23 protein-coding genes, 1 tRNA gene and 1 riboswitch are annotated in these 25,776 nt (G+C 73.1%); of the genes, 21 read left to right on the plus strand and 3 right to left on the minus strand.

Annotated elements, in window-relative coordinates; genetic code table 11:
• Window positions 1-44 precede the first annotated feature (44 nt).
• A riboswitch (FMN riboswitch) is annotated at window positions 45-171 on the plus strand.
• 12 nt (window positions 172-183) lie between these two features.
• The 4 genes from EEW87_RS03045 (at window position 184) to EEW87_RS03060 (ending at window position 2,518) form a co-directional block, all read left to right on the plus strand.
• Window positions 184-948 carry a nicotinamide mononucleotide transporter family protein gene (locus EEW87_RS03045; protein ID WP_123091644.1) on the plus strand — a complete coding sequence of 255 codons (765 nt, stop codon included), beginning with the start codon at window positions 184-186 and terminating at the stop codon, window positions 946-948.
• An 11-nt stretch (window positions 949-959) separates the two neighbouring features.
• Complete coding sequence (locus tag EEW87_RS03050; RefSeq protein ID WP_068276158.1) at window positions 960-1,223, plus strand: phosphoribosyl-ATP diphosphatase; 264 nt, start codon at window positions 960-962, stop codon at window positions 1,221-1,223.
• 15 nt (window positions 1,224-1,238) lie between these two features.
• Window positions 1,239-2,078, plus strand: coding sequence for an ATP phosphoribosyltransferase (gene hisG / locus EEW87_RS03055; protein WP_123091645.1), 840 nt, complete (start codon window positions 1,239-1,241; stop codon window positions 2,076-2,078).
• 62 nt (window positions 2,079-2,140) lie between these two features.
• Window positions 2,141-2,518: a PH domain-containing protein gene (locus EEW87_RS03060; RefSeq protein WP_229298858.1), complete on the plus strand. Its 378-nt coding sequence runs from the start codon at window positions 2,141-2,143 to the stop codon at window positions 2,516-2,518.
• A gap of 23 nt (window positions 2,519-2,541) precedes the next feature.
• Here EEW87_RS03060 and EEW87_RS03065 read toward each other — a convergent pair whose 3' ends face one another.
• A complete protein-coding gene (locus tag EEW87_RS03065; protein ID WP_163562365.1) occupies window positions 2,542-3,633 on the minus strand; it encodes an FUSC family protein in 1,092 nt (363 codons plus the stop codon).
• Window positions 3,630-4,190 (minus strand): nucleoside/nucleotide kinase family protein, encoded by a 561-nt coding sequence (locus EEW87_RS03070; protein ID WP_224766714.1) that lies wholly within the window; start codon window positions 4,188-4,190, stop codon window positions 3,630-3,632. Before EEW87_RS03070 ends, EEW87_RS03065 begins: the two co-directional genes overlap by 4 nt.
• 37 nt (window positions 4,191-4,227) lie before the next feature.
• On the opposite strand from EEW87_RS03070, the gene hisF reads away from it, so the two are divergent.
• A complete protein-coding gene (gene hisF, locus EEW87_RS03075) occupies window positions 4,228-5,016 on the plus strand; it encodes an imidazole glycerol phosphate synthase subunit HisF (RefSeq protein ID WP_068276148.1) in 789 nt (262 codons plus the stop codon).
• 15 nt (window positions 5,017-5,031) lie between these two features.
• Here the strand turns inward: hisF and EEW87_RS03080 are convergent, their stop codons facing one another.
• Complete coding sequence (locus EEW87_RS03080; RefSeq protein ID WP_123091648.1) at window positions 5,032-5,670, minus strand: TIGR03085 family metal-binding protein; 639 nt, start codon at window positions 5,668-5,670, stop codon at window positions 5,032-5,034.
• Window positions 5,671-5,763: 93 nt separating this feature from the next.
• Between EEW87_RS03080 and EEW87_RS03085 the strand changes: the two genes are divergently transcribed.
• The 16 genes from EEW87_RS03085 (at window position 5,764) to EEW87_RS03160 (ending at window position 25,736) form a co-directional block, all read left to right on the plus strand.
• Window positions 5,764-7,662, plus strand: coding sequence for an ABC transporter ATP-binding protein (locus tag EEW87_RS03085; protein WP_123091649.1), 1,899 nt, complete (start codon window positions 5,764-5,766; stop codon window positions 7,660-7,662).
• On the plus strand, window positions 7,659-9,470 hold the full coding sequence (locus EEW87_RS03090; RefSeq protein ID WP_123091650.1) for an ABC transporter ATP-binding protein: 1,812 nt from the start codon (window positions 7,659-7,661) through the stop codon (window positions 9,468-9,470). Before EEW87_RS03085 ends, EEW87_RS03090 begins: the two co-directional genes overlap by 4 nt.
• 84 nt (window positions 9,471-9,554) lie before the next feature.
• On the plus strand, window positions 9,555-9,935 hold the full coding sequence (gene hisI / locus EEW87_RS03095; RefSeq protein ID WP_123091651.1) for a phosphoribosyl-AMP cyclohydrolase: 381 nt from the start codon (window positions 9,555-9,557) through the stop codon (window positions 9,933-9,935).
• Entirely contained in the window at window positions 9,932-11,509 is a 1,578-nt protein-coding gene (locus tag EEW87_RS03100; RefSeq protein ID WP_123091652.1) for an anthranilate synthase component I, read from the plus strand. Before hisI ends, EEW87_RS03100 begins: the two co-directional genes overlap by 4 nt.
• A complete protein-coding gene (locus tag EEW87_RS03105; protein ID WP_123091653.1) occupies window positions 11,506-12,087 on the plus strand; it encodes a Trp biosynthesis-associated membrane protein in 582 nt (193 codons plus the stop codon). Before EEW87_RS03100 ends, EEW87_RS03105 begins: the two co-directional genes overlap by 4 nt.
• 43 nt (window positions 12,088-12,130) lie before the next feature.
• Entirely contained in the window at window positions 12,131-12,913 is a 783-nt protein-coding gene (trpC, locus tag EEW87_RS03110) for an indole-3-glycerol phosphate synthase TrpC (RefSeq protein ID WP_068276129.1), read from the plus strand.
• Entirely contained in the window at window positions 12,910-14,187 is a 1,278-nt protein-coding gene (gene trpB / locus EEW87_RS03115) for a tryptophan synthase subunit beta (RefSeq protein ID WP_123091654.1), read from the plus strand. The genes trpC and trpB overlap by 4 nt, the downstream gene beginning before the upstream one ends.
• Window positions 14,184-14,999, plus strand: a complete 816-nt coding sequence (gene trpA / locus EEW87_RS03120) for a tryptophan synthase subunit alpha (protein WP_123091655.1) — start codon at window positions 14,184-14,186, stop codon at window positions 14,997-14,999. The genes trpB and trpA overlap by 4 nt, the downstream gene beginning before the upstream one ends.
• The gene (locus EEW87_RS03125) at window positions 14,999-15,502 is read left to right on the plus strand and encodes a MauE/DoxX family redox-associated membrane protein (RefSeq protein ID WP_123091656.1); all 504 of its coding nucleotides are present in this window, start codon (window positions 14,999-15,001) and stop codon (window positions 15,500-15,502) included. The genes trpA and EEW87_RS03125 overlap by 1 nt, the downstream gene beginning before the upstream one ends.
• Window positions 15,503-15,551: 49 nt before the next feature.
• A complete protein-coding gene (locus EEW87_RS03130; protein WP_123091657.1) occupies window positions 15,552-16,322 on the plus strand; it encodes a DsbA family protein in 771 nt (256 codons plus the stop codon).
• Entirely contained in the window at window positions 16,322-17,233 is a 912-nt protein-coding gene (lgt, locus tag EEW87_RS03135; RefSeq protein WP_123091658.1) for a prolipoprotein diacylglyceryl transferase, read from the plus strand. Before EEW87_RS03130 ends, lgt begins: the two co-directional genes overlap by 1 nt.
• A 173-nt stretch (window positions 17,234-17,406) precedes the next feature.
• Window positions 17,407-21,960 (plus strand): glutamate synthase large subunit, encoded by a 4,554-nt coding sequence (gene gltB / locus EEW87_RS03140; RefSeq protein WP_123091659.1) that lies wholly within the window; start codon window positions 17,407-17,409, stop codon window positions 21,958-21,960.
• A complete protein-coding gene (locus EEW87_RS03145) occupies window positions 21,953-23,410 on the plus strand; it encodes a glutamate synthase subunit beta (protein WP_123091660.1) in 1,458 nt (485 codons plus the stop codon). The genes gltB and EEW87_RS03145 overlap by 8 nt, the downstream gene beginning before the upstream one ends.
• A gap of 100 nt (window positions 23,411-23,510) precedes the next feature.
• A complete protein-coding gene (gene pyk / locus EEW87_RS03150) occupies window positions 23,511-24,956 on the plus strand; it encodes a pyruvate kinase (RefSeq protein ID WP_123091661.1) in 1,446 nt (481 codons plus the stop codon).
• A gap of 37 nt (window positions 24,957-24,993) precedes the next feature.
• Window positions 24,994-25,076: transfer RNA gene (locus EEW87_RS03155), tRNA-Leu, on the plus strand.
• A 51-nt stretch (window positions 25,077-25,127) separates the two neighbouring features.
• Window positions 25,128-25,736, plus strand: a complete 609-nt coding sequence (locus EEW87_RS03160; protein ID WP_123091662.1) for an ANTAR domain-containing response regulator — start codon at window positions 25,128-25,130, stop codon at window positions 25,734-25,736.
• Window positions 25,737-25,776: the final 40 nt, after the last annotated feature.

A 25,776-nucleotide genomic window follows, 5' to 3' on the forward strand; every position in this document is an offset into this window, starting at 1 on the left:
GCGGGTTTTGCCCCGGGTGCCCGGGCACGCGACGATGGCCCGAGCACGTGCCTCGTGACTCGGTGAAACTCCGAACCGGCGGTGAGAGCCCGCGACCCGGCCATGGTGGTCGGTGAACTCTGGTGAGACCCCCAGGGCCGACCGTCATAGTCCGGACGAGAGAGGCGCTGCGGGAGGACAGTCATGCCTGCAGAGGGTCAGAACCTCTTCCAGGAGATCATCGCCGCGCACCTGCAGATCGGGCCCTACGCCCTGTACTGGCTCGAGGCGGTCGGGATCCTCATCGGCGTCGTCAGCGCCTACCTCGGGATGAAGCGGTGGGTGTGGGCCTGGCCGGTCGGCATCAGCGCCAACATCATGCTCTTCGCCGTCTACCTCGGCGCGCTCTTCGGCGCCGACGAGCGGATCCCGCTCTTCGGGCAGGCCGGGCGTCAGATCTTCTTCATCGTCACGAGCATCTACGGCTGGTGGCGCTGGACCCAGATCAAGCGCGAGCGCACCGAGGCGGAGCCGGGCGCGGTCGGCAGCGAAGGGGGAGCCGCGATCGTCCCGCGGTGGGCGACCTCGCGCGAGCGTCTCGTCGTCGCCGGCGTGTGGCTCGGTGGCACGGTCGTCGCGCACCAGGCCTTCGTCACGCTGTGGGCCGCGGCGCCGAACCCGTACTGGCAGCCCGAGTGGTGGTACTTCTGGAGCGACTCGTGGATCTTCGTCGGGTCGATGCTCGCGACGTACATGATGGCGCGCGGGTGGAACGAGTTCTGGCTCGCCTGGATCGCCGTCGACCTCGTCGGGGTCCCGCTCGGCTTCGCCACCGGGTACGTGCCGACCGCCGTCATGTACATCGGCTACGGCGCCTTCGTCCTCTACGGCTTCACCCAGTGGGTGGCGGCTACCCGGCGCGCGGCCGCGACCCCGACCGGGTCCGGGGAGCGCGTCGGCGCCGCCTAGACTGGGCGCCTGTGAAGACCTTCGACTCCCTCTTCGCCGAGCTCACGGCGACCGCGCAGACCCGGCCCGAGGGCTCGGGCACCGTCGCAGCGCTGGACGCCGGCACCCATGCCATCGGCAAGAAGGTCGTCGAGGAGGCCGCCGAGGTGTGGATGGCCGCCGAGCACGAGGGCAAGGAGCGCCTCGCCGAGGAGATCAGCCAGCTGCTCTACCACCTCCAGGTGCTCATGCTCGCCAACGACCTCGAGCTCGACGACGTCTACACCCACCTCTGATCAGGCAGGACCTCCGTGCGCATCGCCGTCCCCAACAAGGGCTCGCTGTCCGAGCCGTCCGTCGCCATGCTCCGAGAGGCCGGCTACCGCGTGCGCCGGGACTCCAAGGAGCTCGTCGTCGCCGACCCCGACAACGGGGTCGAATTCTTCTACCTGCGCCCGCGTGACGTCGCCGTCTACGTCGGGCAGGGCCAGGTCGACGCCGGCATCACCGGTCGCGACCTGCTCCTCGACTCCGGCTCGGCCGCCGTCGAGATCATGCCGCTCGGCTTCGGCGGCTCGACCTTCCGCTTCGCCGGTCGGGCCGGCACGGCGAGCGGCGTCGGCGACCTCCAGGGCCGCCGCGTCGCGACGTCCTACGCCGGGCTCGTCGCCGCGCACCTCGCCGACCACGGCGTGCAGGCCGAGGTCGTGCGGCTCGACGGAGCGGTCGAGACGGCGATCACCCTCGGCGTCGCCGACGCGATCGCCGACGTCGTCGAGACCGGCACGACCCTGCGCAACCAGGGCCTGGAGGTCTTCGGCGAGCCGATCCTGCGCAGCGAGGCCGTCCTCGTGCGCCGGGCCGACGCTGCCGAGTCCGCGGTGGAGGTCCTGCACCGCCGGCTCATGGGCGTCGTCACGGCGCGCCACTACGTCATGCTCGACTACGACTGCCCGACGACGATCGTCGAGCAGGCGGTGACCCTCACCCCGGGCCTGGAGTCGCCGACGATCTCGCCGATGCACGACAAGGACTGGGTCGCCGTGCGGGCCATGGTCCCGCGCGGCCGGACCAACGCGATCATGGACGAGCTCTACGACATCGGGGCCCGCGCGATCCTCGTCACCGAGATCACCGCGTGCCGGCTGTGAACGGCCGAGGTCGTCCCGGCGAGGGGACTGACGCCCCCTTCGTCCCACGGCGCGGTCGCCTCGTGGCGACCGTCCTCGCGGTCCTCACGCTCGTCATCTTCCTGCTCGTCGCGATCTTCGTGCCCGAGCGCTTCCACCTCGTCGACCGGCTCGGCTTCTTCCTCATCGGGCTCGGCGTCGCCGGGCTGCTCAGCCGGTACATGACGATCCGGGCGGTGCCGCGGGCCGACGGCCTGCTCGTGCGCAACCTCGGGCCGCAGCAGGTCGTGCCGTGGGAGGACATCGAGGCCGTGCGCTTCTCCGACGGCATGCCGTGGGTGCGCCTCGACCTCGCCGACGGCGACGACATGGCGGTCATGGCGATCCAGCGGGCCGACGGCTCCGGCTCGCTCGCCCAGGCCCAGCGGCTCAGCGACCTCGTCGGCGCCCACCAGCGCTGATCACTCTGCGCGCACCAGCGCGACTACTCCGCGCGCACCAGCGCGACGGCGTCGGCGTACTCGAGCCCGGTGACCATGAGCAGGTCGACGACCATCGAGCGGACCTGCGCCCGGATGAGCTCGGCCGAGAGGGTCGCCCCGGGCTCGCCCCGACCCGCGGCGCGCCCCACCCGCACGAGCTGCTCGCGCACCTCGATGCCCAGCCGCCCCTGGTCGAGCTCGCGGGCGAGCTCCTCGACGACGACCGCGAGACGGTCGACGACCCGCAGGTAGGGCTCGGGCACGGCCTCGCCGACCCTGACGGCGACACCTGTGCGGCGGGCGAGCACGCGCATGTTGCGCACGCACCGGTCGAGCGGGTTGATCGCCGAGGAGATGAGGCGCACCTCGGCGCGATGGCGCGCGTGCAGCGGTGAGATCGCGGCGATCTCGTTGGCCGCACCGGCCCCGTCGCGCAGCGAGGCGATCATCGCCTCGGTGCCCCGCGCCCGGCGCAGGACGTCGTCGGCGGCCTCGACGTCGCGCTCGCGCACGGCCGACGTGCACTCGTGCAGGACCGCCCCGATCTCCTCGGCGAGGTCGACGATGTCGCGGCGCGGCCTCGTCACGGGGGCGGCCGGCGCGATCATCGCGAGGGTGAGGGCGACGACGCCTCCGAGCACCGCGTCGAGCCAGCGCGAGAAGGCCTGGTCGGGAGCGGCGACGAGGGTTGTGATGATGATCGACTGCACCCCGGCCTGGATGGTGAGCAGCAGCCCGGCGCCGAGGAAGGTCGCGATGGTCATCGCGAGGGTCGCGACGACGGCGAGCTGCCACACCCCGCTGCCGAAGAGGTAGACGAAGAGGTCGCCGACGAGCACCCCGACGGCGACGCCGACGACGAGCTCGCTGACCCGCCGCAGCCGCTGGCCGTAGCTGAGCCCGAGCGTGACGACGACGGTGACGGGGGCGAAGAAGGGCTGCGGGTGATCGAGCAGGTCACGGGCCAGCCACCACGCGAGGGCCGCGCCGAAGGCCGCGGTGAGGATGCGCACGCCGCGCTCCTGCACGCGGCGCACGCGGCTGCGCAGGCCCGCCCGGGGTCGCAGCGAGCGCATCTCGGCACGGATGCTCATCCGAGTCTGCTCGTGTCGAGGACGAGGTCGGCGCGCTCGGCCACGCCGCACAGGACCTCGGCCTCCTGAGCGGCCCATCGCTCCCAGTGCGGGGCGAAGGTCTGCCCGTCGCGCGAGAGGGCTCGCTCGCGGCGCAGCCCCTCGGGGGCCTCGAGCCAGACGAGGAGGTCGACGAGCCCGCCCGCGGGCGGCGCGCCGGTGCCGCAGCCCTCGACGAGGACGTGCGGGGTCCACGGCAGGTGGGCGGTCGGGCCGGGAGCACCGGCGACCCAGTCCCACGTCGGCCAGGAGGCGTCGCGCCCGTCGCGAAGGGGGAGGAGCACGTCCGTCGCGAGGACGTCGGGGGCGGTGGCCAGACCGTCCCAGCCCGGGTAGATCTCGTCGAGCCGCACGACCGGCCAGCGAAGCGTCGCGGCGAGCTCGTCGGCCAGGCGGGTCTTGCCCGACCCGCTGCGGCCGTCGAGGCCGACGACGACGGTGCGGGTCGAGGGCGGGAGCGCCCGGACCCGTCGCAGGACCTCGTGCGCGGGCGCGACGTCCGGGGGCTGGGCTCTCACGACGGGCGAGCCTAGCCGGGGCACTACCCTGACCGACGTGTCCGTCGCCGTCCGTGTCATCCCCTGCCTCGACGTCGACGCCGGGCGCGTCGTCAAGGGCGTCAACTTCGCCGAGCTGAGAGACGCGGGCGACCCCGTCGAGCTGGCCCGCCGCTACGGCGCCGAGGGCGCCGACGAGCTGACCTTCCTCGACGTCACCGCGAGCAGCGGCGACCGGGCGACGACCTACGACGTCGTGAGCCGCACCGCCGAGGAGGTCTTCATCCCGCTGACGGTCGGCGGCGGGGTGCGCACGGTCGACGACGTCGACCGGCTGCTGCGGGTCGGGGCCGACAAGGTCGGGGTCAACACCGCGGCGATCGCCCGCCCGGAGCTCATCAGCGAGGTCGCCGACCGCTTCGGCGCCCAGGTGCTCGTCCTGTCCGCCGACGTGCGCCGTCGCCGGGGCGAGGACGGGGCGCTCGTCGGGGGCTTCGAGGTGACGACCCACGGCGGACGTCGGGGGACCGGCATCGACGCGATCTGGTGGTGCGCGCGGGCCGCCGAGCTCGGCGCCGGCGAGATCCTGCTCAACTCGATGGACGCCGACGGCACGAAGGCCGGCTTCGACATCGAGCTGCTCGCCGCGGTCCGGGCCGAGGTCGGCGTGCCGGTCATCGCGAGCGGGGGAGCGGGCAGCGCCGAGCACTTCGTGCCCGCGGTGGCCGCCGGGGCCGACGCCACGCTGGCCGCGAGCATCTTCCACTTCGGCGAGGTCGGCATCGGCGAGGTCAAGGACGCCCTCGAGGGCGCCGGCTACCCGGTGCGCCGGGGCCGCGCACTCTGAGCGGCCCCGCCGACCTCACATCCCGAGGTCGGCCTCGGTGAGGGTGGCGACCGCAGCCTTCTCGCCGACGAACTCGACCTGGGCGACGCCCTTGCGCCCCGAGAGGAAGAGCAGGATCTCGCCCGGGTGACCGTGCACCTCGACGACGGGGTGGCCGGTGCCGACCCGCTTGCGGTGCTTGGCCGTGACGAGCTCGACGTCGACCCCCTTCGCCCCGCGCAGGAGCAGGGGGGCCATCTTCGCGAGCTGCTTGCCGAGGGCGGTCGTCAGCTCCTGGGGCAGGTGGCGGGGGTTGGCGTCGGCGGTGCCGCGACGCACGTCCTCGTGGTGGATGAACATCTCGACGAGGTTGGCCGCCTCGTCGACCCGGGCGACGCGGGTGGGGTGCCAGGCCGGCGGCCCGGTGCGCACGCGCTCGACGAGGGTGGCGAAGGGGGTGCGCGCGGCCAGCGACCGGGTGGCGGCGTCCGTGCGCCCGGCGAGGGCCGGGACGACGATGCCTGCGGCGAGGTCGAGACGGGCGCTCTCGCGGATGACGAGGTGCGCGGCGAGGTCGGCGACGCTCCACGTCCCGCACAGCGTCGGGGCGTCGGGACCGGCTGCGAGCATCGTGTCGCAGAGCGCTCCGCGCTCGTCGTGGGCGAGTCGGCTCATGGGTCTACCTCACTGGGGTGGTCCGGTGTGTGTCCTGCGCTGTCGTCCTGACGTGGGAGGGTATCCCGGCGGAGCAGGCGGAAGGGGTCTGGGATGGGTGAGGTCGCGGTGGAGCAGCAGCTCCGGCGGCGCGGGCAGCTCGCGACGATCCTGCGCGCGCTGCGCATCATCGGGTGGGGCGTACGGGTGACCCCCGGCACCTTCGCCCTCGCGGTCGTCGGCAGCGTGATCTTCGGCGTGGCCACCGCGGGCATGGCCTGGGCCGTCGGCTGGGTCACCGAGCACCACGTGACGCCCGCCGTCACCGCCGGCGAGGTCGACGGGGGCCGCCTGGCGATCATCTTCGGCGCGATCGCGGCCGTCGTCGCCGCGACGACGGTCGGCGTGCTCGGCCGGCGCATCTTCGGCGCGATGGTCATGTACGGCATCGCGGCCGACTACCGACGCCGCGTCACGCGCCAGTACCTGCGTCTGCCGCTGACGTGGCACCATCGCCACCCCTCCGGCCAGCTCCTGTCGAACGCGAACGCCGACGTCGAGGCGACGTGGTTCGTCTTCATGCCGCTGCCCATGGCGCTCGGCGTGCTCGTCATGCTCGCCTTCGGGCTGGTCCAGATGGCTCTCGTCGACCCGGTGATGATGCTCGTCGGGCTGACCTGCTTCCCGCTGCTCATGATCGCCAACGGCGTCTACCAGCGCCGGATGACGCCGCTGGCGACGACCGCCCAGCAGCTGCGCGCCGAGGTGAGCGAGGTCGCCCACGAGTCGCTCGAGGCGGCGCTCGTCGTGAAGTCGATGGGGGCCGAGGAGCGCGAGACACGCCGTTTCGCCGAGGTCACCGGCCGGCTGCGCCAGGCCAACATCGCCGTCGGTCGCACCCGCGGCACCTTCGACCCCGTCATCGAGGCCATCCCGCAGCTCGCCACGCTCGTCGTCCTCGCCGCCGGCACCGCACGGGTGGGCAGCGGGGCGATGACCCCCGCCGAGGTCGTCCAGGTCGCCTACCTCATCGCCGTCCTCGCCTTCCCCGTGCGTGCCTTCGGCTGGGTGCTCGGCGAGCTGCCGCGCACCGTCGTCGCCTACGAGCGGGTCGAGCGCGTCCTGCTCGAGAGCGGGCACACGACCCACGGGCCGCGGCGCCTCGACGGCCGCGGGCCGGTCGAGCTCTCCCTCGCGGGCGTCTCCTTCCGCTACGAGAGCGCCGAGCGCACCGATCTCGCCGAGCGCGACGAGGACGAGGTCGCCGCGTCCGTCGGCGTCCCGGACCGGCCGCTCGCCGTCGACGGCGTCGACCTGCGCATCGCGCCCGGGCGCACCGTGGCGCTCGTCGGCCCGACCGGGTCGGGCAAGTCGACCCTCGCCGCGCTCACCACCCGTCTGCTCGAGACCACCGCCGGCACCGTGCGCTACGACGGCGTCGACCTCACCGAGCTCGCCGCGGGCGAGGTCAGCCGGGCGGCGGCGCTCGTGCCGCAGGGCACCTTCCTCTTCGACGACACCGTCCGGGGCAACATCACCCTCGGCGAGGAGATCGACGACGACGCGGTCGAGCGCGCCCTGCGCCTGGCGCAGGCGTGGGACTTCGTCGACCGGCTGCCGCACGGCCTCGACACCGAGGTCGGCGAGCGCGGTGCGTCGCTGTCCGGCGGGCAGCGCCAGCGGCTCGCGCTCGCCCGGGCCGTCGTGCGAGAGCCCCGGCTGCTCGTCCTCGACGACGCCACCTCGGCGGTCGACCCCTCCGTCGAGCTGGCGATCCTCCACGGCCTGCAGGAGCGCAGCGGGGGCTCCACGGTGCTGCTCGTCGCCTACCGGCTCTCGACGATCGCGCTCGCCGACGAGGTCGTCCACCTCGAGGGCGGCCGGGTCGTCGACCGGGGGACCCACGCCGAGCTGCTCGGTCGGGACGCCTCCTACGCCCACCTCGTCACCGCGTACGCGCGCCAGGCCGACGAACGCGCCGAGCGCGCCGAGCGCGCGGAGGCGAGCGCATGAGCACCGACACCCGTCCCGCGCAGGACGAGGCCCTGCACGGTCTTGTCAGCTCGCAGGGGTCGACGTGGTCGACCCTGCGCCGCGGTCTCGCGCTCTCGCCCGAGCTGACCCGCGGCATCTGGGTGACGCTCGCGCTCGCCGGGCTCATGACGCTCGGCCGGGTGGTCATCCCGGTCGCGGTCCAGCAGGTCACCGACCACGGCTTCGGCGCTCCCGGCGGCGTCGACACCGGCTACGTCTGGCGCCTCGTCGCGGTGTGCGCCGTCGTCGTGCTCCTCACCGCGTGGTGCGGCTACCTCGTCAACGTCCGCCTCTTCACGGCCTCCGAGTCGGGGCTGGCGACGCTGCGCACGACGGCCTTCCGGCACATCCACGACCTGTCGATGCTCACCCAGAGCTCCCAGCGCCGCGGGTCGATGACCTCACGGGTGACCTCCGACGTCGACACGATCAGCCAGTTCGCCCAGTTCGGCGGCATCATCCTCGTCGTCAGCACCGGGCAGATCCTCGTCTCGCTGCTCCTCATGGCCTTCTACAGCCCGGTGCTGCTCCTCGTCGTGCTCGTGAGCTTCGTCCCGCTCTTCGTCGCCGTGACGCGGCTGCAGCGGGTCCTCGGCCGGGCCTACCTCGCCGTGCGCGAGCGCGTCGGAGACATGCTCGCCGCCATCTCCGAGTCGATCGGGGGCGCCGAGACGATCCGGGCCCACCACGTCCAGGACCGCACGGCAGCCCGGATCGACGGGGCGGTCGAGGCCCACCGCTCCGCCGCCGTGCGGGCCCACGTCCGCTCCTCGCTCGCCTTCGGCGTCGGGCAGTTCTTCACCGGCCTGACCCTGGGCACCGTGCTCGCGGTCGGCACGTGGCTCGCCGTGCACGGTCACCTCACCCTCGGCGAGCTGCTCGCCTTCCTCTTCCTCGTCAACCTCTTCACCCAGCCGGTGCAGCAGGCCACCGAGATCCTCAACGAGCTGCAGAACGCCGTCGCCGGGTGGCGCCGGGTCCTCGACGTCGTCGAGACCCCGGCCGACATCGCCGACCCGGGCGAGGACGGCGAGGTGCTCCCGCGCGGTCCCGTGGCCGTCGAGCTGAGCGACGTCGGCTTCGCCTACCCGGGCGGACCGCCGGTCCTCACCGACGTCAGCTGGCGGGTCGAGCCGCGCAGCCGCGTGGCCGTCGTCGGCGAGACCGGGTCGGGCAAGTCGACGCTGGCCAAGCTGCTCACCCGCCTCGTCGACCCCTCGTCGGGCGAGGTGCGCCTCGACGGCGTCGAGCTGTCGCGGGTGCGCTTCTCCAGCCTGCGCGAGCGCGTCGTCCTCGTGCCGCAGGAGGGCTTCCTCTTCGACGCCGACCTCGCGACCAACATCCGGCTCGGCGCGCCCGACGCGACCGACGCGCGGATCCAGGCCGCCGTCGACGACCTCGGGCTCGGCCCGTGGCTGTCCGGCCTGCCGGCCGGGCTCGCCTCGCAGGTCGGCCCGCGCGGCGAGTCGCTCTCGGCCGGCGAGCGCCAGCTCGTCGCCATCGTCCGCGCCTACCTCGCCGACCCCGACCTCCTCGTCCTCGACGAGGCGACGAGCGCGGTCGACCCGGCGACGGAGGTGCGCATCCAGGATGCCCTCGACCGGCTGCTCGAGGGCCGCACCTCGGTGACGATCGCCCACCGCCTCTCGACCGCGGAGGCGGCCGACGAGGTCGTCGTCGTCGACGCGGGCCGCATCGTCGAGCGCGGCCCGCACCGCGACCTCGTCGGTGCCGGTGGCACCTACTCCGCGCTGCACGCGTCGTGGGCGGCCCAGCAGCAGCACTGAGGGTCGGTCAGGGCCCAAGGGTCAGGGTGGCCCGGGTGACGGGCGAGTTGTCGGGCGCGGGTGTCGCTGAGGCACGATGTGCGGGTGCCCGAGACCACCCCTTCGCCCCTGCCCGCCGAGATCGCCGACCGGCTCTCGCGCGACCCCGCTGGCCTCGTCGCCGCGGTGATCCAGCAGCACGACACCCGTGAGGTGCTCATGCTCGGGTGGATGGACGACGAGGCCCTGCACCGCACGCTGACGACCGGGCGGGTGACCTTCTGGTCGCGCAGCCGCGGCGAGTACTGGCGCAAGGGCGACACCTCGGGCCATGCCCAGCACGTGCGCTCCGTCGCGCTCGACTGCGACGGAGACGCGCTCCTCGTCCAGGTCGAGCAGGTCGGCGCGGCCTGTCACACCGGGGACCGCACGTGCTTCGACGCGGGCCGGCTCGACGCCGTCGTCAGTGACGGGGGAGCGGCATGACCGCGCTGCCCGAGCTCGGCTACGGACGTACGTGGCCCGATGCCGACACCTTCGGCGTCCTCGCCCGCGACCGGCGCGTCATCCCCGTCGTGCGCCGGCTCATGGCCGACGCCGAGACCCCGCTGTCGGTCTACCGCAAGCTGGCGAAGGGGGAGCCCGGCACCTTCCTGCTCGAGTCCGCCGAGCAGGGCGTGTGGTCGCGCTGGTCGATCATCGGGGCCCGCAGCCGCGCCACCCTCACCGAGCGCGACGGCGAGGCGCTGTGGATCGGCGAGCCGCCGGCCGGGGTGCCGACGACCGGCTCGCCGGTCGAGGTCCTGCGCGCCACCCTCGAGGCCCTGCGCACCGAGCCGGTCGAGGGCCTGCCGCCGCTGACGTCCGGGATGGTCGGCGCGATCTCCTACGACGCGGTCCGGCGCTGGGAGCGGGTCCCGGCGACCCTGCCCGACGTGCTCGGCGTCCCCGAGGTCGGCATGGTGCTCGCCACCGACGTCGCCGTCCTCGACCACTCCGACGGCTCGCTGATCCTCATCGCCAACGCGATCAACTACGACGACACCGACGAGCGGGTCGACCAGGCCTACGACGACGCGGTGGCCCGTCTCGACGAGATGGTGCTCGCCCTCGCCGAGCCGGCGCCCAGCACGGTCGCCACCGTCGACCCCGACGTCGTCGCCGACGCCATGGCCTCGGTGACGAGCGACGTGACCCCCGAGCGCTACCAGGAGATCGTCGAGGAGGCGAAGGAGGACATCCGTGCCGGCGAGGTCTTCCAGGTCGTCCTCTCGCAGCGCTTCTCCATGGACTGCCCGGCCGACCCGACGGAGGTCTACCGCGCGTTGCGGGCGGCCAACCCGAGCCCGTACATGTACTTCTTCCGCCTGCCGCGGGCCGACGGCAGCACCTACGACGTCGTCGGCGGCTCGCCCGAGGCGCTCGTCACCGTCACCGGCCGCGAGGCGCTGACCCACCCGATCGCCGGCACCCGGCCCCGGGGCAAGACCCTCGAGGAGGACATCGCCCTCGCCGAGGAGCTGCTCGCCGACCCCAAGGAGCGTTCCGAGCACGTCATGCTCGTCGACCTCGGGCGCAACGACCTCCAGCGGGTGTGCGAGGCGGGCACCGTCGACTGCCTCGAGCTCATGGACGTCCGGCGCTACAGCCACGTCACCCACCTCGAGTCCACGGTCGTCGGCCGGATGCGCCCCGAGGTCAGCGCCTACGACGTCCTCGTCTCGACCTTCCCCGCCGGCACCCTGTCGGGGGCGCCCAAGCCCCGTGCCCTCGCCCTCATCGAGCACTACGAGCGCAGCCGCCGCGGCGTCTACGGCGGGGTCGTCGGCTACCTCGACTTCCACGGCGACATGGACATGGCCATCGCCATCCGCACCGCGCTCGTCGTCGACGGGCGGGCGCACGTCCAGGCCGGCGCCGGCATCGTCGCCGACTCCGTGCCCCACCTCGAGCACGCCGAGTGCGTGGCCAAGGCCGGGGCCGCCCTGCGGGCGGTCGCGACGGCCGGGGCGATGCGCACGGTGGGCCCGACGCAGCGGGGCCACGGGGGCACGGCATGAGGTCCGTGCTCACCCGCAAGCTCGTCGTCCTGCTCCTCGCCCTGCTCGGGGCGCTCGTCACCCTCGCCGCCACCCGCGGGGTGTGGGTGAGCGGCACCGTCACCGACGTCGCCGGGGCCACCCCCGCCGAGGCGACCGGGGGAGAGGCCGCCCCGGGCCTGGCCGGTGTCGCCCTCGTCGGCGCGGCCGCCGCCGTCGCGGCCCTCACGAGCGGTCGGATCGGTCGCGTCGTCTCCGCGCTGGCCCTCCTCGGCGTCCTCCTCGTCGTCGTCGTGCTCGTCGTACGGGTCCTGCTCGACCCCGCGGCGGTGCTCGGCTCGGTGGCCGGGGGCCGCTCCGGCACCACGGCGACCCTGCCGGCCGAGGCATCCGTGACGGCCTGGCCGTGGGTCGCCGCGGCGAGCGTCGTCCCCTTCGCGCTGGCCGCCCTCGGCGTCCTCCTCGCCGGCGGCCGGTGGAGCGCGCTCGGCGCCGACTCCTCCGGCGGGCGCTCCGGGACCGTGGCCGGCGGCTCCGGCACGGGTGCCCCGCGCTCGGACTGGGATCGCCTCAGCGAGGGCGAGGACCCCACGACGTGAGGCAGCGTGCCGGGGGCCCAGCCGCGGAGACTAACCTGGCCCCATGCCCAGCGTCCTGACCCAGATCATCGACGGCGTGCGCGAGGACCTCGCCGCCCGGGAGCTCGATCTCCCGCTGCGCGACGTGCAGCGACGGGCCGAGGAGGCCCCCGCCCCGCGCGACGCGTGGTCGCGGCTGCGCGCCCCCGAGCTGAGCGTCATCTCCGAGGTCAAGCGCTCGAGCCCGAGCAAGGGCCCCCTCGCCGAGATCCCCGACCCCGCAGCCCTGGCGAGCCAGTACGCGCAGGGCGGGGCGGCCGCGATCTCCGTGCTCACCGAGCAGCGCCGCTTCGGCGGCTCGCTCGCCGACCTCGACGCCGTGCGCGCCGCGGTCGACGTGCCCGTGCTGCGCAAGGACTTCGTCGTCACGCCCTACCAGGTGTGGGAGGCACGGGCCCACGGCGCCGACATCGTCCTGCTCATCGTCGCCGCCCTCGACGACCTCCAGCTCGCCGAGCTGCTCGCCCTCACCGGCCGGCTCGGCATGACCGCGCTCGTCGAGGTGCACGACGAGGCGGAGACCGTCCGCGCCGTCGACTCCGGCGCCTCGGTCATCGGCGTCAACAACCGCAATCTCAAGACCCTGGAGGTCGACATCTCCACCTTCGCCAGGCTCGCCCCGCTCGTCCCCGACGGGTGCGTCAAGGTCGCCGAGTCCGGCGTCCGCGACGTCGCCGACGCCGCTACCTTCGCCGCTGCCGGCGCCGACGCGATCCTCGTCGGCGAGGCCCTCGTCACCGGCGGCGACCCGGCCGCCGCGGTCGCCGCGATGCGAGGCGTGCGATGAGCGCCCCCGTCCAGGCCGGCCGCTTCGGCCGCTTCGGCGGCCGGTACGTGCCCGAGGCCCTCATCCCCGCGCTCGAGGAGCTCGACGAGGCCCGCCAGAAGGCCGTCCTCGACCCCGACTTCACCGACGAGCTCGACCGGCTGCACCGCACGTACACCGGTCGTCCGAGCATCATCACCGAGGTGCCGCGCTTCGCCGCTCACGCCGGCGGCGTGCGGATGATCCTCAAGCGCGAGGACCTCAACCACACCGGCTCGCACAAGATCAACAACGTCCTCGCGCAGTGCCTGCTCGCCCAGCGGATGGGCAAGCGCCGGGTCATCGCCGAGACCGGCGCCGGCCAGCACGGCGTCGCGACCGCGACCGCCGCCGCGCTCATGGGACTCGAGTGCACCGTCTACATGGGCCGGGTCGACACCGAGCGCCAGGCGCTCAACGTCGCCCGCATGCGCATCCTCGGCGCCGAGGTCGTCGCCGTCGAGCACGGCAGCGCGACGCTCAAGGACGCCATCAACGAGGCCCTGCGCGACTGGGTGACCAACGTCGGGCACACCCACTACGTGCTCGGCACGGTGACCGGGCCGCACCCCTTCCCGGAGATGGTCCGCGACTTCCACAAGATCATCGGCGAGGAGGCGCGTGACCAGGTCCTCGGGCTCACCGGTCGTCTGCCCGACGCCGTCGTCGCCTGCGTCGGCGGCGGGTCCAACGCGATGGGGATCTTCCACCGCTTCGTCGAGGACACCGACGTCCGCCTCGTCGGGATCGAGGCCGCGGGCGCGGGGGTCACGACGGGCCGGCACGCCGCCCGCTTCGCCACCGCCGACCCCGGGGTGCTGCACGGCGCGATGAGCTATCTCATGCAGGACCGCGAGGGCCAGACCCTCGAGACCCACTCGATCTCTGCCGGCCTGGACTACCCGAGCGTCGGCCCCGAGCACGCCCACCTGCGCGACACCGGTCGGGCCGAGTACCGGTACGCCACGGACGACGACGCCATGGAGGCCTTCCGCCTGCTGTGCCGCACCGAGGGCATCATCCCGGCCATCGAGTCGGCCCACGCCCTCGCGGGCGCCCTCGTGCTCGGGCGCGAGCTCGGGCCCGACGGGCTCGTCCTCGTCAACCTCTCCGGTCGCGGCGACAAGGACATGCACACCGCCGCCCAGTACTTCGGGCTCGTCGACGGCGAGCTGCCGCCGCCGAGCGAGGAGGCGACCGCCGACGGCGGCGCCGAGAGCGTCACGCCCGTGCAGGACGAAGGGGTGCAGGAGTGAGCGTGCAGACCACGGACCTCGGTGTCGGCGAGGTCCTCGCCCGGTGCCGTGCCGAGGGGCGCGCCGCGCTCGTCGGCTACCTGCCCGTCGGCTACCCCGACGTCCCGACCTCGATCCGCGCGATGGAGGTCATGTGCGCCGCCGGGGTCGACGTCGTCGAGGTCGGCATGCCCTACAGCGACCCCCTCATGGACGGGCCGGTCATCCAGCGCGCGGCCACCGAGGCCCTGGAGCGCGGCGTCCACGTCGACGACGTCTTCGCCGCGACGGCCGCGGTGCGGGCCACCGGCACGCCGCCGCTCGTCATGTCGTACTGGAACCTCGTCCTGCGGCGCGGGGTGGCGCAGTACGCCGCCGACCTCGCCGCCGCCGGGGGAGCGGGTCTCATCACCCCCGACCTCGTGCCCGACGAGGCCCAGGACTGGGTCGAGGCCTCCGACGAGCACGGTCTCGACCGGGTCTTCCTCGTCGCCCCGAGCTCGACCCCGGAGCGGCTCGAGCGGGTCACCGCGGCCTGCCGTGGCTTCGTCTACGCCGCGTCGACGATGGGGGTCACCGGAGCGCGCACGAGCGTCGGCGACACCGCCGGCGAGCTCGTCGCGCGGGTGCGCGAGCACACCGACACCCCGGTCTGCGTCGGTCTCGGCGTGTCGACCCGCGAGCAGGCGGCGCAGATCGCCCGCTTCGCCGACGGGGTCATCGTCGGGTCCGCACTCGTCGCCACCCTCCAGGACGTCCCGGCGCAGGAGGGCCTGGAGCGCCTCGACGCGCTGACCCGCGAGCTCGCCGCCGGCGTGCGCGAGGGCCGGTGATGACCGGGACGACGACCGCGGACGCGGCGACGACGTCGCGCCGCCCGCTCGTCCTCGACGTCCTCGGGCTGCTCGCCCGGCTCGTCCTCGGCGGGGCGCTCCTGCTCGCCGGCGGGCTGAAGATCGGCAACCCCTCCGGCTCGGCCCGTGCCGTCCAGGCCTACGACGTCCTGCCCTTCGAGGTGGCCCGGGTCGTCGGCTACGGGCTGCCCTACGTCGAGGTGATCCTCGGCCTGCTCCTCGTCCTCGGGCTCTTCACCCGGGCGAGCGCGGTGCTCGGGGGTCTGCTCATGGTGGTTTTCGTCGTCGGCATCGCCCAGGCCTGGGCCCGCGGCCTGACCATCGACTGCGGCTGCTTCGGCGGCGGCGGCCAGGTCGCCGCCGACCAGACCGAGTACGGCACCGAGATCCTGCGTGACCTCGGCCTGGCCCTGTGCGGCGCCTACCTCGTCGTGCGACCGCGCACCCTCGCCGGTCTCGACCGCGCCCTCCTCGGGCGCTGAACCCTCCTTCGTCCCCACCCGACCAGACGCACAGCAAGGCAGGCACGTGATGAGCCAGGACAGGCAGGCCAAGATCCAGGCGGCGGCGAAGGGGCAGCGCACCGGCGCCAACCCCCTCCTCGTCGGGGGCGTCGTGCTGATCGTCGCGGTGGTCGTCGTCGTCGCCGGCGTCGTGTGGTCGAGCCAGAAGGACGCCGTCCAGACCGGCGGCCCGCCGCCCGGGACCCAGATGGGACAGCCCTTCGACCCCTACCCGGACGCCCCGACTGTCGAGGGCGCGCCGACGCTCGACGTCTACGAGGACTTCCGGTGCCCGGCGTGCAAGCTCTTCGAGCAGGCCTTCGGGCAGACCGTCGGCGACCTCGCCCAGGAGGGCAAGATCGAGCTGCGGGTCCACCTCAAGACGGTCATCGACTCCAACTTCGGCCAGGAGGGCTCCTCGATCGCCGCGAGCAGCGCGTTGTGCGCGGCGGACCAGGGCGGCTGGACCGGCATGCACCAGTGGCTCTTCGCCAACCAGCCGACGGAGCCCGGCGAGTTCACGAAGGACCAGCTCGAGCAGGGCGCGAAGGCCGGGGGCCTGTCCGGTGACCAGCTCGACGCGTGGCAGGAGTGCAGCGACGCGGGCGTCTACCGGGCGTACGTGCGCAGCGTCGACGACCAGTCGGTCAAGGACCAGATCACCTCGACCCCGACGATCGTCGTCGACGGCACCCAGCTGAGCTGGGGCGCCCTCGTGCCGGACGGCCGGCCCGACGTCGCCGCATTCACCCGGATCGTCACCAGCGGTGAGGTCCCGAAGGACATGGTGGTCTCCTGATGAGCCTCGCACCCCCGACCGTCGCCGTCCCGGCCGCGCTGCCCAGCCCAGAGGTCGGCGCGTGGAGCATCGGCCCGCTGACGATCCACGCCTACGCGCTGTGCATCCTCGCCGGCATCATGGCCGCCGTCTGGATCGCCCAGAAGCGGATCGAGACCCGCGGCGGGCGTGAGGGCGTCGTCCTCGACATCGCCCTGTGGGCGGTGCCCGCCGGCATCATCGGCGCGCGGGTCTACCACGTCATCACCACCCCAGAGCCCTACTTCGGGCCCGGAGGCTCGCTCGTCGCCGCGCTGCAGATCTGGAACGGCGGGCTCGGCATCTGGGGCGCCGTCGCCGGGGGAGCGGTCGGCGCGTGGATCGCGGCCCGCCGCTACGACGTGCCGATCGGGGCCCTCGCCGACTCGGTCGCGCCCGCGCTGCCCGTCGCCCAGGCGATCGGGCGCTGGGGCAACTGGTTCAACAACGAGCTCTACGGGCGCGAGACCGACGTGCCGTGGGCGCTGGAGATCCACCGCTGGGACAGCTCCACGGGACGGGCCGTCCTCGACGCCTCCGGCCAGGCCGAGGTCATCGGGACCTTCCACCCGATCTTCCTCTACGAGTCGATCTTCTGCCTGCTCCTCGCCCTCGCCCTGCTCCTGCTCGACCGGCGCCGCTCGCTGCACCCGGGGCAGCTCTTCGGCGCCTACGTCATGGGCTACCCGCTCGGCCGGGTCGTGCTGGAGACGATGCGCACCGACGAGGCGCAGATCGTCCTCGGGCAGCGCCTCAACGTGTGGACCAGCCTCGTCGTCGTCGTCATCGGCGCGGTGATCTGGGTGCTCGCCGGACGGCGGGCGAAGGGCGCGACCGGCGCCCCGGACGCCCCGGAGGACCGGGTCGAGACGCCCTCGACGACCACCGGCTGAGCCGCGTCTCGCCATTCGAGATCGGGCGGTCACCAGGTAAGACGCTGTCCTGCTACTCTCGCCGCGTGGCCGCTGCCGTCCACGCCGCCCGCACGCCTCGGGCCCGCCTGCACGTCCCATCGCTGCGGCGACGCCAGGGCGTCCCCCTCGAGAGATAAGGACGGTGATCGTCGGTGACGACCTCGCCCTTCCACCGCTTCTCAGCGCACCCGGCCGACACGGGGCTCTACCGCCGTGAGGCCGAGCACGACGCCTGCGGCGTCGCCATGGTCGCCACCATGCGGGGGCACGCAGGCCGCGACATCGTCGACCACGCGCTGCTCGCGCTCATCAACCTCGACCACCGCGGCGCGACGGGGGCCGACCCGCTCGTCGGCGACGGCGCCGGCATCCTCACCCAGGTCCCCGACCGCTTCCTGCGCGAGGTCGTCGACTTCGAGCTGCCCGCTGCCGGCGCGTACGCCGTGGGCACCGCCTTCGTCCCGCGCGAGGACGACCAGCGCACCGAGGTGATCGCCGCGATCGAGACGATCGTGCGCGAGGAGGGACTCGTCGTCCTCGGGTGGCGCGACGTGCCCGTCGAGCGCGACATCGTCGGCGACATGGCCCGCGAGGTCATGCCGCTCTTCCGCCAGCTCTTCGTGGCCGCCCCGGAGGGCGAGATCACCGGCATGACCCTGGAGCGCCTCGCCTACTGCGTGCGCAAGCGCGCCGAGCGCGAGGCCGACGTCTACTTCGCCTCGCTCAGCTCGCGCACCATGGTCTACAAGGGCATGCTGACGACCACCCAGCTCGAGCCCTTCTACCCCGACCTGCGCGACGAGCGCTTCGAGACCGAGCTCGCGCTCGTGCACTCGCGCTTCTCGACGAACACCTTCCCGAGCTGGCCGCTCAGCCACCCGATGCGCTTCATCGCCCACAACGGCGAGATCAACACGGTCAAGGGCAACCGCAACTGGATGCACGCCCGGGAGTCGCAGCTGACCTCCCCGCTCATCCCCGGCGACATCTCTCGCCTCTTCCCCATCTGCACCCCTGGCGCCTCGGACTCGGCCTCCTTCGACGAGGTCCTCGAGCTGCTCCACCTCAGCGGGCGCTCCCTGCCGCACGCCGTGCTCATGATGATCCCGGAGGCCTGGGAGAACCACGAGAGCATGGACCCGGCCCGCAAGGCCTTCTACGAGTTCCACTCGATGTTCATGGAGCCGTGGGACGGCCCGGCCTGCGTGACCTTCACCGACGGCCGCCTCGCCGGCGCCGTCCTCGACCGCAACGGGCTGCGCCCCGGCCGCTACTGGGTGACCGACGACGGTCTCGTCGTCCTCGCCTCGGAGTCCGGCGTCCTCGACATCGAGCCCGAGCGGGTCGTGCGCAAGGGCCGGCTCATGCCCGGCAAGATGTTCCTCGTCGACACCCAGGAGGGGCGGATCGTCGAGGACGAGGAGATCAAGTCCCGGCTCGCCGAGGCCAACCCCTACGAGGACTGGCTGCACGCCGGCCGCATCATGCTCGCCGACCTGCCGCCGCGCGAGCACGTCATGCACACGCCGGCCTCCGTGCGCCGCCGCCAGCAGACCTTCGGCTACACCGAGGAGGAGCTGTCGATCCTCCTCACGCCGATGGCCAAGCAGGGTGGCGAGGCGCTCGGCTCGATGGGCACCGACACCCCCATCGCCGTGCTCTCGAGCAAGCCGCGCCTCATCTTCGACTACTTCAACCAGATGTTCGCGCAGGTGACCAACCCGCCGCTCGACGCCATCCGCGAGGAGCTCGTCACCGCCCTCGGCACGGCGATCGGCCCGGAGGGCAACGCCCTGACGGCCGAGCCCGCCCACGCGCGCCAGGTGATCCTGCCCTTCCCCGTCATCGACAACGACGAGCTCGCGAAGATCGTCCACATCAACGCCGACGGTGACCTGCCCGGCTACGCGACCCTCGTCGTGCGCGGCCTGTACGACGTCAGCGGCGGCGAGGCCGCCCTGCGCGCCCGGCTCACGGAGATCTGCGCGGAGGTCTCCGCCGCGATCGAGCAGGGTGCCCGCTTCATCGTCCTGTCCGACCGGGACTCGGGGCGCGACCTCGCCCCGATCCCCTCGCTGCTGCTCACCTCGGCGGTGCACCACCACCTCATCCGCGAGAAGACTCGCACCCAGGTGGGTCTGCTCGTCGAGGCCGGCGACGTCCGCGAGGTCCACCACGTCGCCCTGCTCATCGGCTACGGCGCCGCCGTCGTCAACCCCTACCTCGCCATGGAGTCCGTCGAGGACATGGTCCGTCGCGGCGTCATCGAGGGGGTGAGCGAGGAGCAGGCCGTGAAGAACCTCATCAAGGCCCTCGGCAAGGGCGTGCTCAAGGTGATGTCGAAGATGGGCATCTCGACCGTCGCGAGCTACCGCGGCGCGCAGGTCTTCGAGGCGCTCGGCCTCTCGCAGGAGCTCGTCGACGAGTTCTTCACCGGCACGGTCAGCCAGCTCGGCGGCGTCGGTCTCGACGTCGTCGCCGCGGAGACCGCCGCCCGTCACTCGACGGCCTACCCGCCGGACGGGATGGCCCTGCCGCACCGTCACCTCGCCACCGGCGGCGAGTACAAGTGGCGCCGCGAGGGCGAGCCGCACCTCTTCGACCCCGACACCGTCTTCCGCCTCCAGCATTCGACGCGGGCCCGGCGCTACGACATCTTCAAGCAGTACACGCAGCGCGTCGACGACCAGTCCGAGCGCCTCATGACCCTGCGCGGGCTCTTCGAGCTCGGCGGCGGCGAGCGGCGCGAGCCGATCAGCGTCGACGAGGTCGAGCCGGTGAGCGAGATCGTCAAGCGCTTCAACACCGGCGCGATGAGCTACGGCTCGATCAGCCAGGAGGCGCACGAGACCCTCGCCGTCGCGATGAACCGTCTCGGCGGCCGGTCCAACACCGGCGAGGGCGGCGAGGACCTCGAGCGTCTCGTCGACCCGGAGCGTCGCAGCGCGATCAAGCAGGTGGCCTCGGGCCGCTTCGGCGTGACGAGCGCGTACCTGACGAACGCCGACGACATCCAGATCAAGATGGCGCAGGGTGCCAAGCCGGGCGAAGGGGGGCAGCTGCCGGGCCACAAGGTCTACCCGTGGGTGGCCAAGACCCGTCACTCGACCCCCGGCGTGGGTCTCATCAGCCCGCCGCCGCACCACGACATCTACTCGATCGAGGACCTCGCCCAGCTCATCCACGACCTCAAGAACGCCAACCCGGCGGCCCGCATCCACGTCAAGCTCGTCTCCGAGGTCGGCGTCGGCACGGTCGCGGCGGGCGTGAGCAAGGCCCACGCCGACGTCGTGCTCATCTCGGGCAACGACGGCGGCACCGGCGCCTCCCCGCTCACCTCGCTCAAGCACGCGGGCGGCCCCTGGGAGCTCGGGCTCGCCGAGACCCAGCAGACCCTCGTGCTCAACGGGCTGCGCGACCGGATCGTCGTGCAGGTCGACGGGCAGATCAAGACCGGCCGCGACGTCGTCATCGCGGCGCTGCTCGGCGCGGAGGAGTTCGGCTTCGCGACCGCGCCGCTCGTCGTCAGCGGCTGCATCATGATGCGCGTCTGCCACCTCGACACCTGCCCCGTGGGCATCGCGACGCAGAACCCCGAGCTGCGGGCGCGCTACTCCGGTCAGCCCGAGTTCGTCGAGACCTTCTTCGAGTACATCGCCCAGGAGGTGCGCGAGCACCTCGCCGCGCTCGGCCTGCGCTCCGTCGAGGAGGCCATCGGCCAGATCGGCATGCTCGACACGCGTCGGGCCGTCGAGCACTGGAAGGCCGCCGGGCTCGACCTCGCCCCGGTCCTGGCGAAGGTCGAGGCCTTCGACGGCTCCGGCATCCGCCACACGAAGGCGCAGGACCACGGCCTCGAGCGCGCGCTGGACCACCGGCTCGTCGAGATCGCCCGGCCGACCCTGACGGACGGCGCCCCGTCCCGTGGCGAGGTCGAGATCCGCAACGTCAACCGCACGGTCGGCACGATGCTCGGCCACGAGCTGACCAAGCGCTACCCCGAGGGCCTGCCCGAGGGCACCGTCGACATCACCGCGCGCGGCAGCGCCGGCCAGTCCTTCGGCGCCTTCCTGCCGAAGGGGGTCGCGCTGCGCCTCGTCGGCGACGCCAACGACTACGTGGCGAAGGGGTTGTCCGGCGGCCGCGTCGTCGTCACCCCGCCGGAGGGCTCGGCCCTCATCGCGGAGGACAACGTCATCGCCGGCAACGTCATCGGCTACGGCGCGACCTCGGGCGAGATCTACCTGCGCGGTGTCGTCGGCGAGCGCTTCTGCGTGCGCAACTCCGGGGCGACCGCGGTCGTCGAAGGGGTCGGCGACCACGGCTGCGAGTACATGACCGGTGGCACGGTCCTCGTCCTCGGCGCCACGGGCCGCAACTTCGCCGCCGGGATGTCCGGCGGGCAGGCCTACGTCCTCGACCTCGACGACGCGCTCGTCAACACCGAGCTCGTCGACGTCACCCCGCTGCGCACCGGTGACGAGCCGGTCGTGCGCCGGCTGCTGCAGGCCCACGTCGAGCACACCGGCTCGGTCGTGGCCCAGCGGCTCCTCGACGAGGGGGAGGCGGGTCTGGCCCGCTTCTCGCTCGTCCTCCCTCGCGACTACCAGCGCGTCCTCGACGTGCGGGCCGAGGCCGAGGCCGAGGGCCTCGACGCCGACGGCGCGCAGGTCTGGGACCGGATCATGGAGGCTTCCCGTGGCTGACCCCCAGGGCTTTCTCACCACCCGCGAGCGGGAGCTGCCCAAGCGGCGGCCCGTCGAGGTCCGGATCAAGGACTGGAAGGAGGTGTACGAGGAGCAGGAGCTCGCGCAGCTCGAGCGCCAGGCCGGCCGCTGCATGGACTGCGGCATCCCCTTCTGCCACTCCGGGTGCCCGCTGGGCAACCTCATCCCCGAGTGGAACACCCTCGCGTGGAAGGGCGAGTGGCACGACGCGATCGAGCGGCTGCACGCGACGAACAACTTCCCGGAGTTCACCGGGCGGCTGTGCCCCGCGCCGTGCGAGACCGCGTGCGTCCTCGGCATCAACCAGCCCGCGGTGACGATCAAGCAGGTCGAGGTGACGACGATCGAGGAGGCCTTCGGCCGCGGCGACGTCGCCCCGCAGATCCCCGACCGGCTCACCGGCAAGACCGTCGCCGTCGTCGGCTCGGGCCCGGCCGGCCTCGCCGCCGCCCAGCAGCTGACCCGCGCCGGTCACACCGTCGCGGTGTACGAGCGGGCCGACAAGCCCGGCGGGCTGCTGCGCTACGGCATCCCCGAGTTCAAGATGGAGAAGCGGGTCGTCGACCGCCGTCTGGCGCAGATGCGCTCGGAGGGCACCCGCTTCCGCTCCGGCGTCGACGTCGGCGTCGAGATCACCGGCCAGCAGCTGCGCGACCGCTACGACGCCGTCGTCCTGGCCGTCGGCGCGACCGTCCCGCGCGACCTGCCCGTCCCCGGTCGCGAGCTCGAGGGCGTCATGCAGGCGATGGACTTCCTGCCCGACGCCAACCGGGTCGCCGTCGGCGAGGAGGCGCCCGGTCAGGTCACCGCCGAGGGCAAGGACGTCATCATCATCGGCGGCGGCGACACCGGCGCGGACTGCCTCGGCACGTCCATCCGCCAGGGCGCCCGCTCGGTGACGAGCCTGGAGATCATGCCGCAGCCCGAGCAGGAGCGGGCCGCCGGGCAGCCCTGGCCGACCTACCCCTCGCTCTTCCGGGTCGCCTCGGCCCACGAGGAGGGCGGCGAGCGTCTCTACGCGGTGTCGACCACCGAGATCGTCGGCGACGAGCAGGGCCGCGTCAGTGGGCTGCGTCTCACCGAGGTCGAGCGCGGGGCCGACGGCTTCACCCCGGTGCCCGGCAGCGAGCGCGAGCTGCCCGCGCAGCTCGTGCTCCTCGCCATGGGCTTCCTCGGGCCGCAGGCCCAGGGGCTCGTCGAGCAGCTCGGCGTCGACCTCGACGAGCGCTCCAACGTCGTGCGCGACGCCCAGTACATGAGCACCGTGCCCGGCGTCTTCGTCGCCGGCGACGCCGGCCGGGGCCAGTCGCTCATCGTGTGGGCGATCGCCGAGGGCCGCGCCGCCGCGCACGGGGTCGACCGCTACCTCATGGGCAGCTCGAAGCTCCCGCGCCCGGTCAACCCGACCGACCGCCCGCTCATGGCCTGAGCAGGCCGGGGCGACCCCCCCCTTGGCACGACCGCTGACCCGCACCACGCCCTGTGGTGCGGGTCACGTGCGTCCTGCCCCCGGTCGTAGGATGAGGATCATGCGTCGCGCGAAGATCGTCTGCACCCTCGGCCCCTCGACCTCCACCCCGCAGAAGATCCAGGAGCTCGTCGCCGCGGGCATGGACCTCGCCCGGCTCAACCTCTCGCACGGCGACCACGCCGTCCACGAGGCGAACTACCGCGCCGTGCGCGCCGCGGGCGACGCGGCCGGCCGCGCCGTCGGCACCCTCGCCGACCTCCAGGGGCCCAAGATCCGCACCGGGCGCTTCGCCGACGGGCCGATCACCCTCACGCCCGGCGAGCACTTCACCATCACCACCCGCGACGTGCCGGGCGACGAGCAGGTCGTCGGCACGACGTACGCGGGCCTGCCCGGCGACGTCAGCGCGGGAGACCGCATCCTCGTCGACGACGGCAAGATCTCGCTGACCGTCGAGGAGGTCACCGAGACCGACGTGCGCTGCGTCGTCGTCTACGGCGGACCGCTGTCGAACAACAAGGGGATCAACCTGCCCGGCGTCGCGGTCTCCGTGCCCGCGCTGTCGGAGAAGGACGAGGACGACCTGCGCTGGGCCGTGCGGCTCGGGGTCGACTTCGTCGCGCTGAGCTTCGTGCGCAGCGCCCGTGACATCGACCGCGTGCACGAGATCATGGACGAGGAGGGCGCCCGCCTGCCCGTCATCGCCAAGATCGAGAAGCCCCAGGCCGTCGACGACCTCGACGCGATCGTCGACGCCTTCGACGGGATCATGGTCGCCCGCGGCGACCTCGGCGTCGAGATGCCGCTCGAGGAGGTCCCGCTCGTGCAGAAGCGCGCGGTCGACATGGCCCGCCGCAAGGCCAAGCCCGTCATCGTCGCCACCCAGGTGCTCGAGTCGATGATGGAGAGCAGCCGGCCGACGCGGGCCGAGGCCTCCGACGCCGCCAACGCCGTCCTCGACGGCGCCGACGCGCTCATGCTCTCCGGCGAGACCGCCGCGGGGGCGTTCCCCATCGAGGCCGTCACCGTCATGGCCCGGATCATCGAGAGCACCGAGGACAACGGCCTCGAGCGCATCGACCACCTCTCCGGCATGGGCACCGCACAGGGCGCGGTCATCACCCGCGCGGCGGCGGAGATCGGCACCGAGCTCGACGTCAAGTACCTCATCGCCTTCACCCAGACCGGTGGCTGTGCGCGCCGGCTGGCCCAGCTGCGGCCCGCCCTGCCGACGCTCGCCTTCAGCCCCACCCAGAGCGTGCGCTCCCAGCTCGCCCTCGTGTGGGGGATCGAGACCTTCCTGACGCCGCCCGTGACGAGCACCGACCAGTACGCGATGATGGTCGACGAGATCCTGCTCGACGCGGGCCGGGTCGAGGAGGGCGACAAGGTCGTCATCGTCGCCGGCTCCCCGCCCGGCATCCCGGGATCGACGAACGCCGTGCGCGTCCACCGCATCGGCGACGCCCGCAACGGCGTCGCGAGCGCCTACCGCATGATGTGACCCGGCGGGCGCCCCGGTAGGCTGCCAACCGCCCCCCGCCGGGGTGGTGGAATGGCAGACACGAGGCACTCAAAATGCTTTGCCCGTAAGGGCGTGCGGGTTCAAGTCCCGCTCCCGGCACCCGCTCCACCCCGTCCCCGAGTCCGTCGAGACACGACGAGTGAGGTCACCATGAGCTCCACCGAGACCAGCGCCACCGGCTCCTCCGCCCTGCGGATCCTCATCGCCGAGGACGAGGCGTTGATCCGTACCGACCTCGCCGAGATGCTCACCGAGCAGGGCTACGAGGTCGTCGGCCAGGCGAGCGACGGCCAGCAGGCCGTCTCGCTCGCGGAGCAGCTGAAGCCCGATCTCGCGATCTTCGACATCAAGATGCCCGTCATGGACGGTCTCGCCGCGGCCGAGGCCGTCGGCGGACAGCGCATCTGCCCGGTCATCATGCTCACCGCCTTTAGCCAGAAGGAGCTCGTCGAGCGCGCCCGTGACGCCGGTGTCATGGCCTACGTCGTCAAGCCCTTCAGCGCCTCCGACGTCCTGCCGGCCATCGAGGTCGCCAGCTCGCGCTGGTCCGAGCTCAAGGCGCTCGAGTCCGAGGTCGCCGACCTCGGCGAGCGTCTCGAGACCCGCAAGGCCGTCGAGAAGGCCAAGGGCGTGCTCATGAAGAAGCTGAAGATCTCCGAGGCCGAGGCCTTCCGCTGGATCCAGAAGACCGCGATGGACCGCCGCATGGGCATGCGCGAGGTCTCCGACGCCGTCGTCGCCGGGATGGACAAGGCCTGAGCGAAGGGGGACCCTCGGGTCCCCCTTCGTGCGTCCGCCC

It is taken from the genome of Janibacter melonis, from assembly GCF_003721155.3.
Taxonomy (GTDB): domain Bacteria; phylum Actinomycetota; class Actinomycetes; order Actinomycetales; family Dermatophilaceae; genus Marihabitans; species Marihabitans melonis.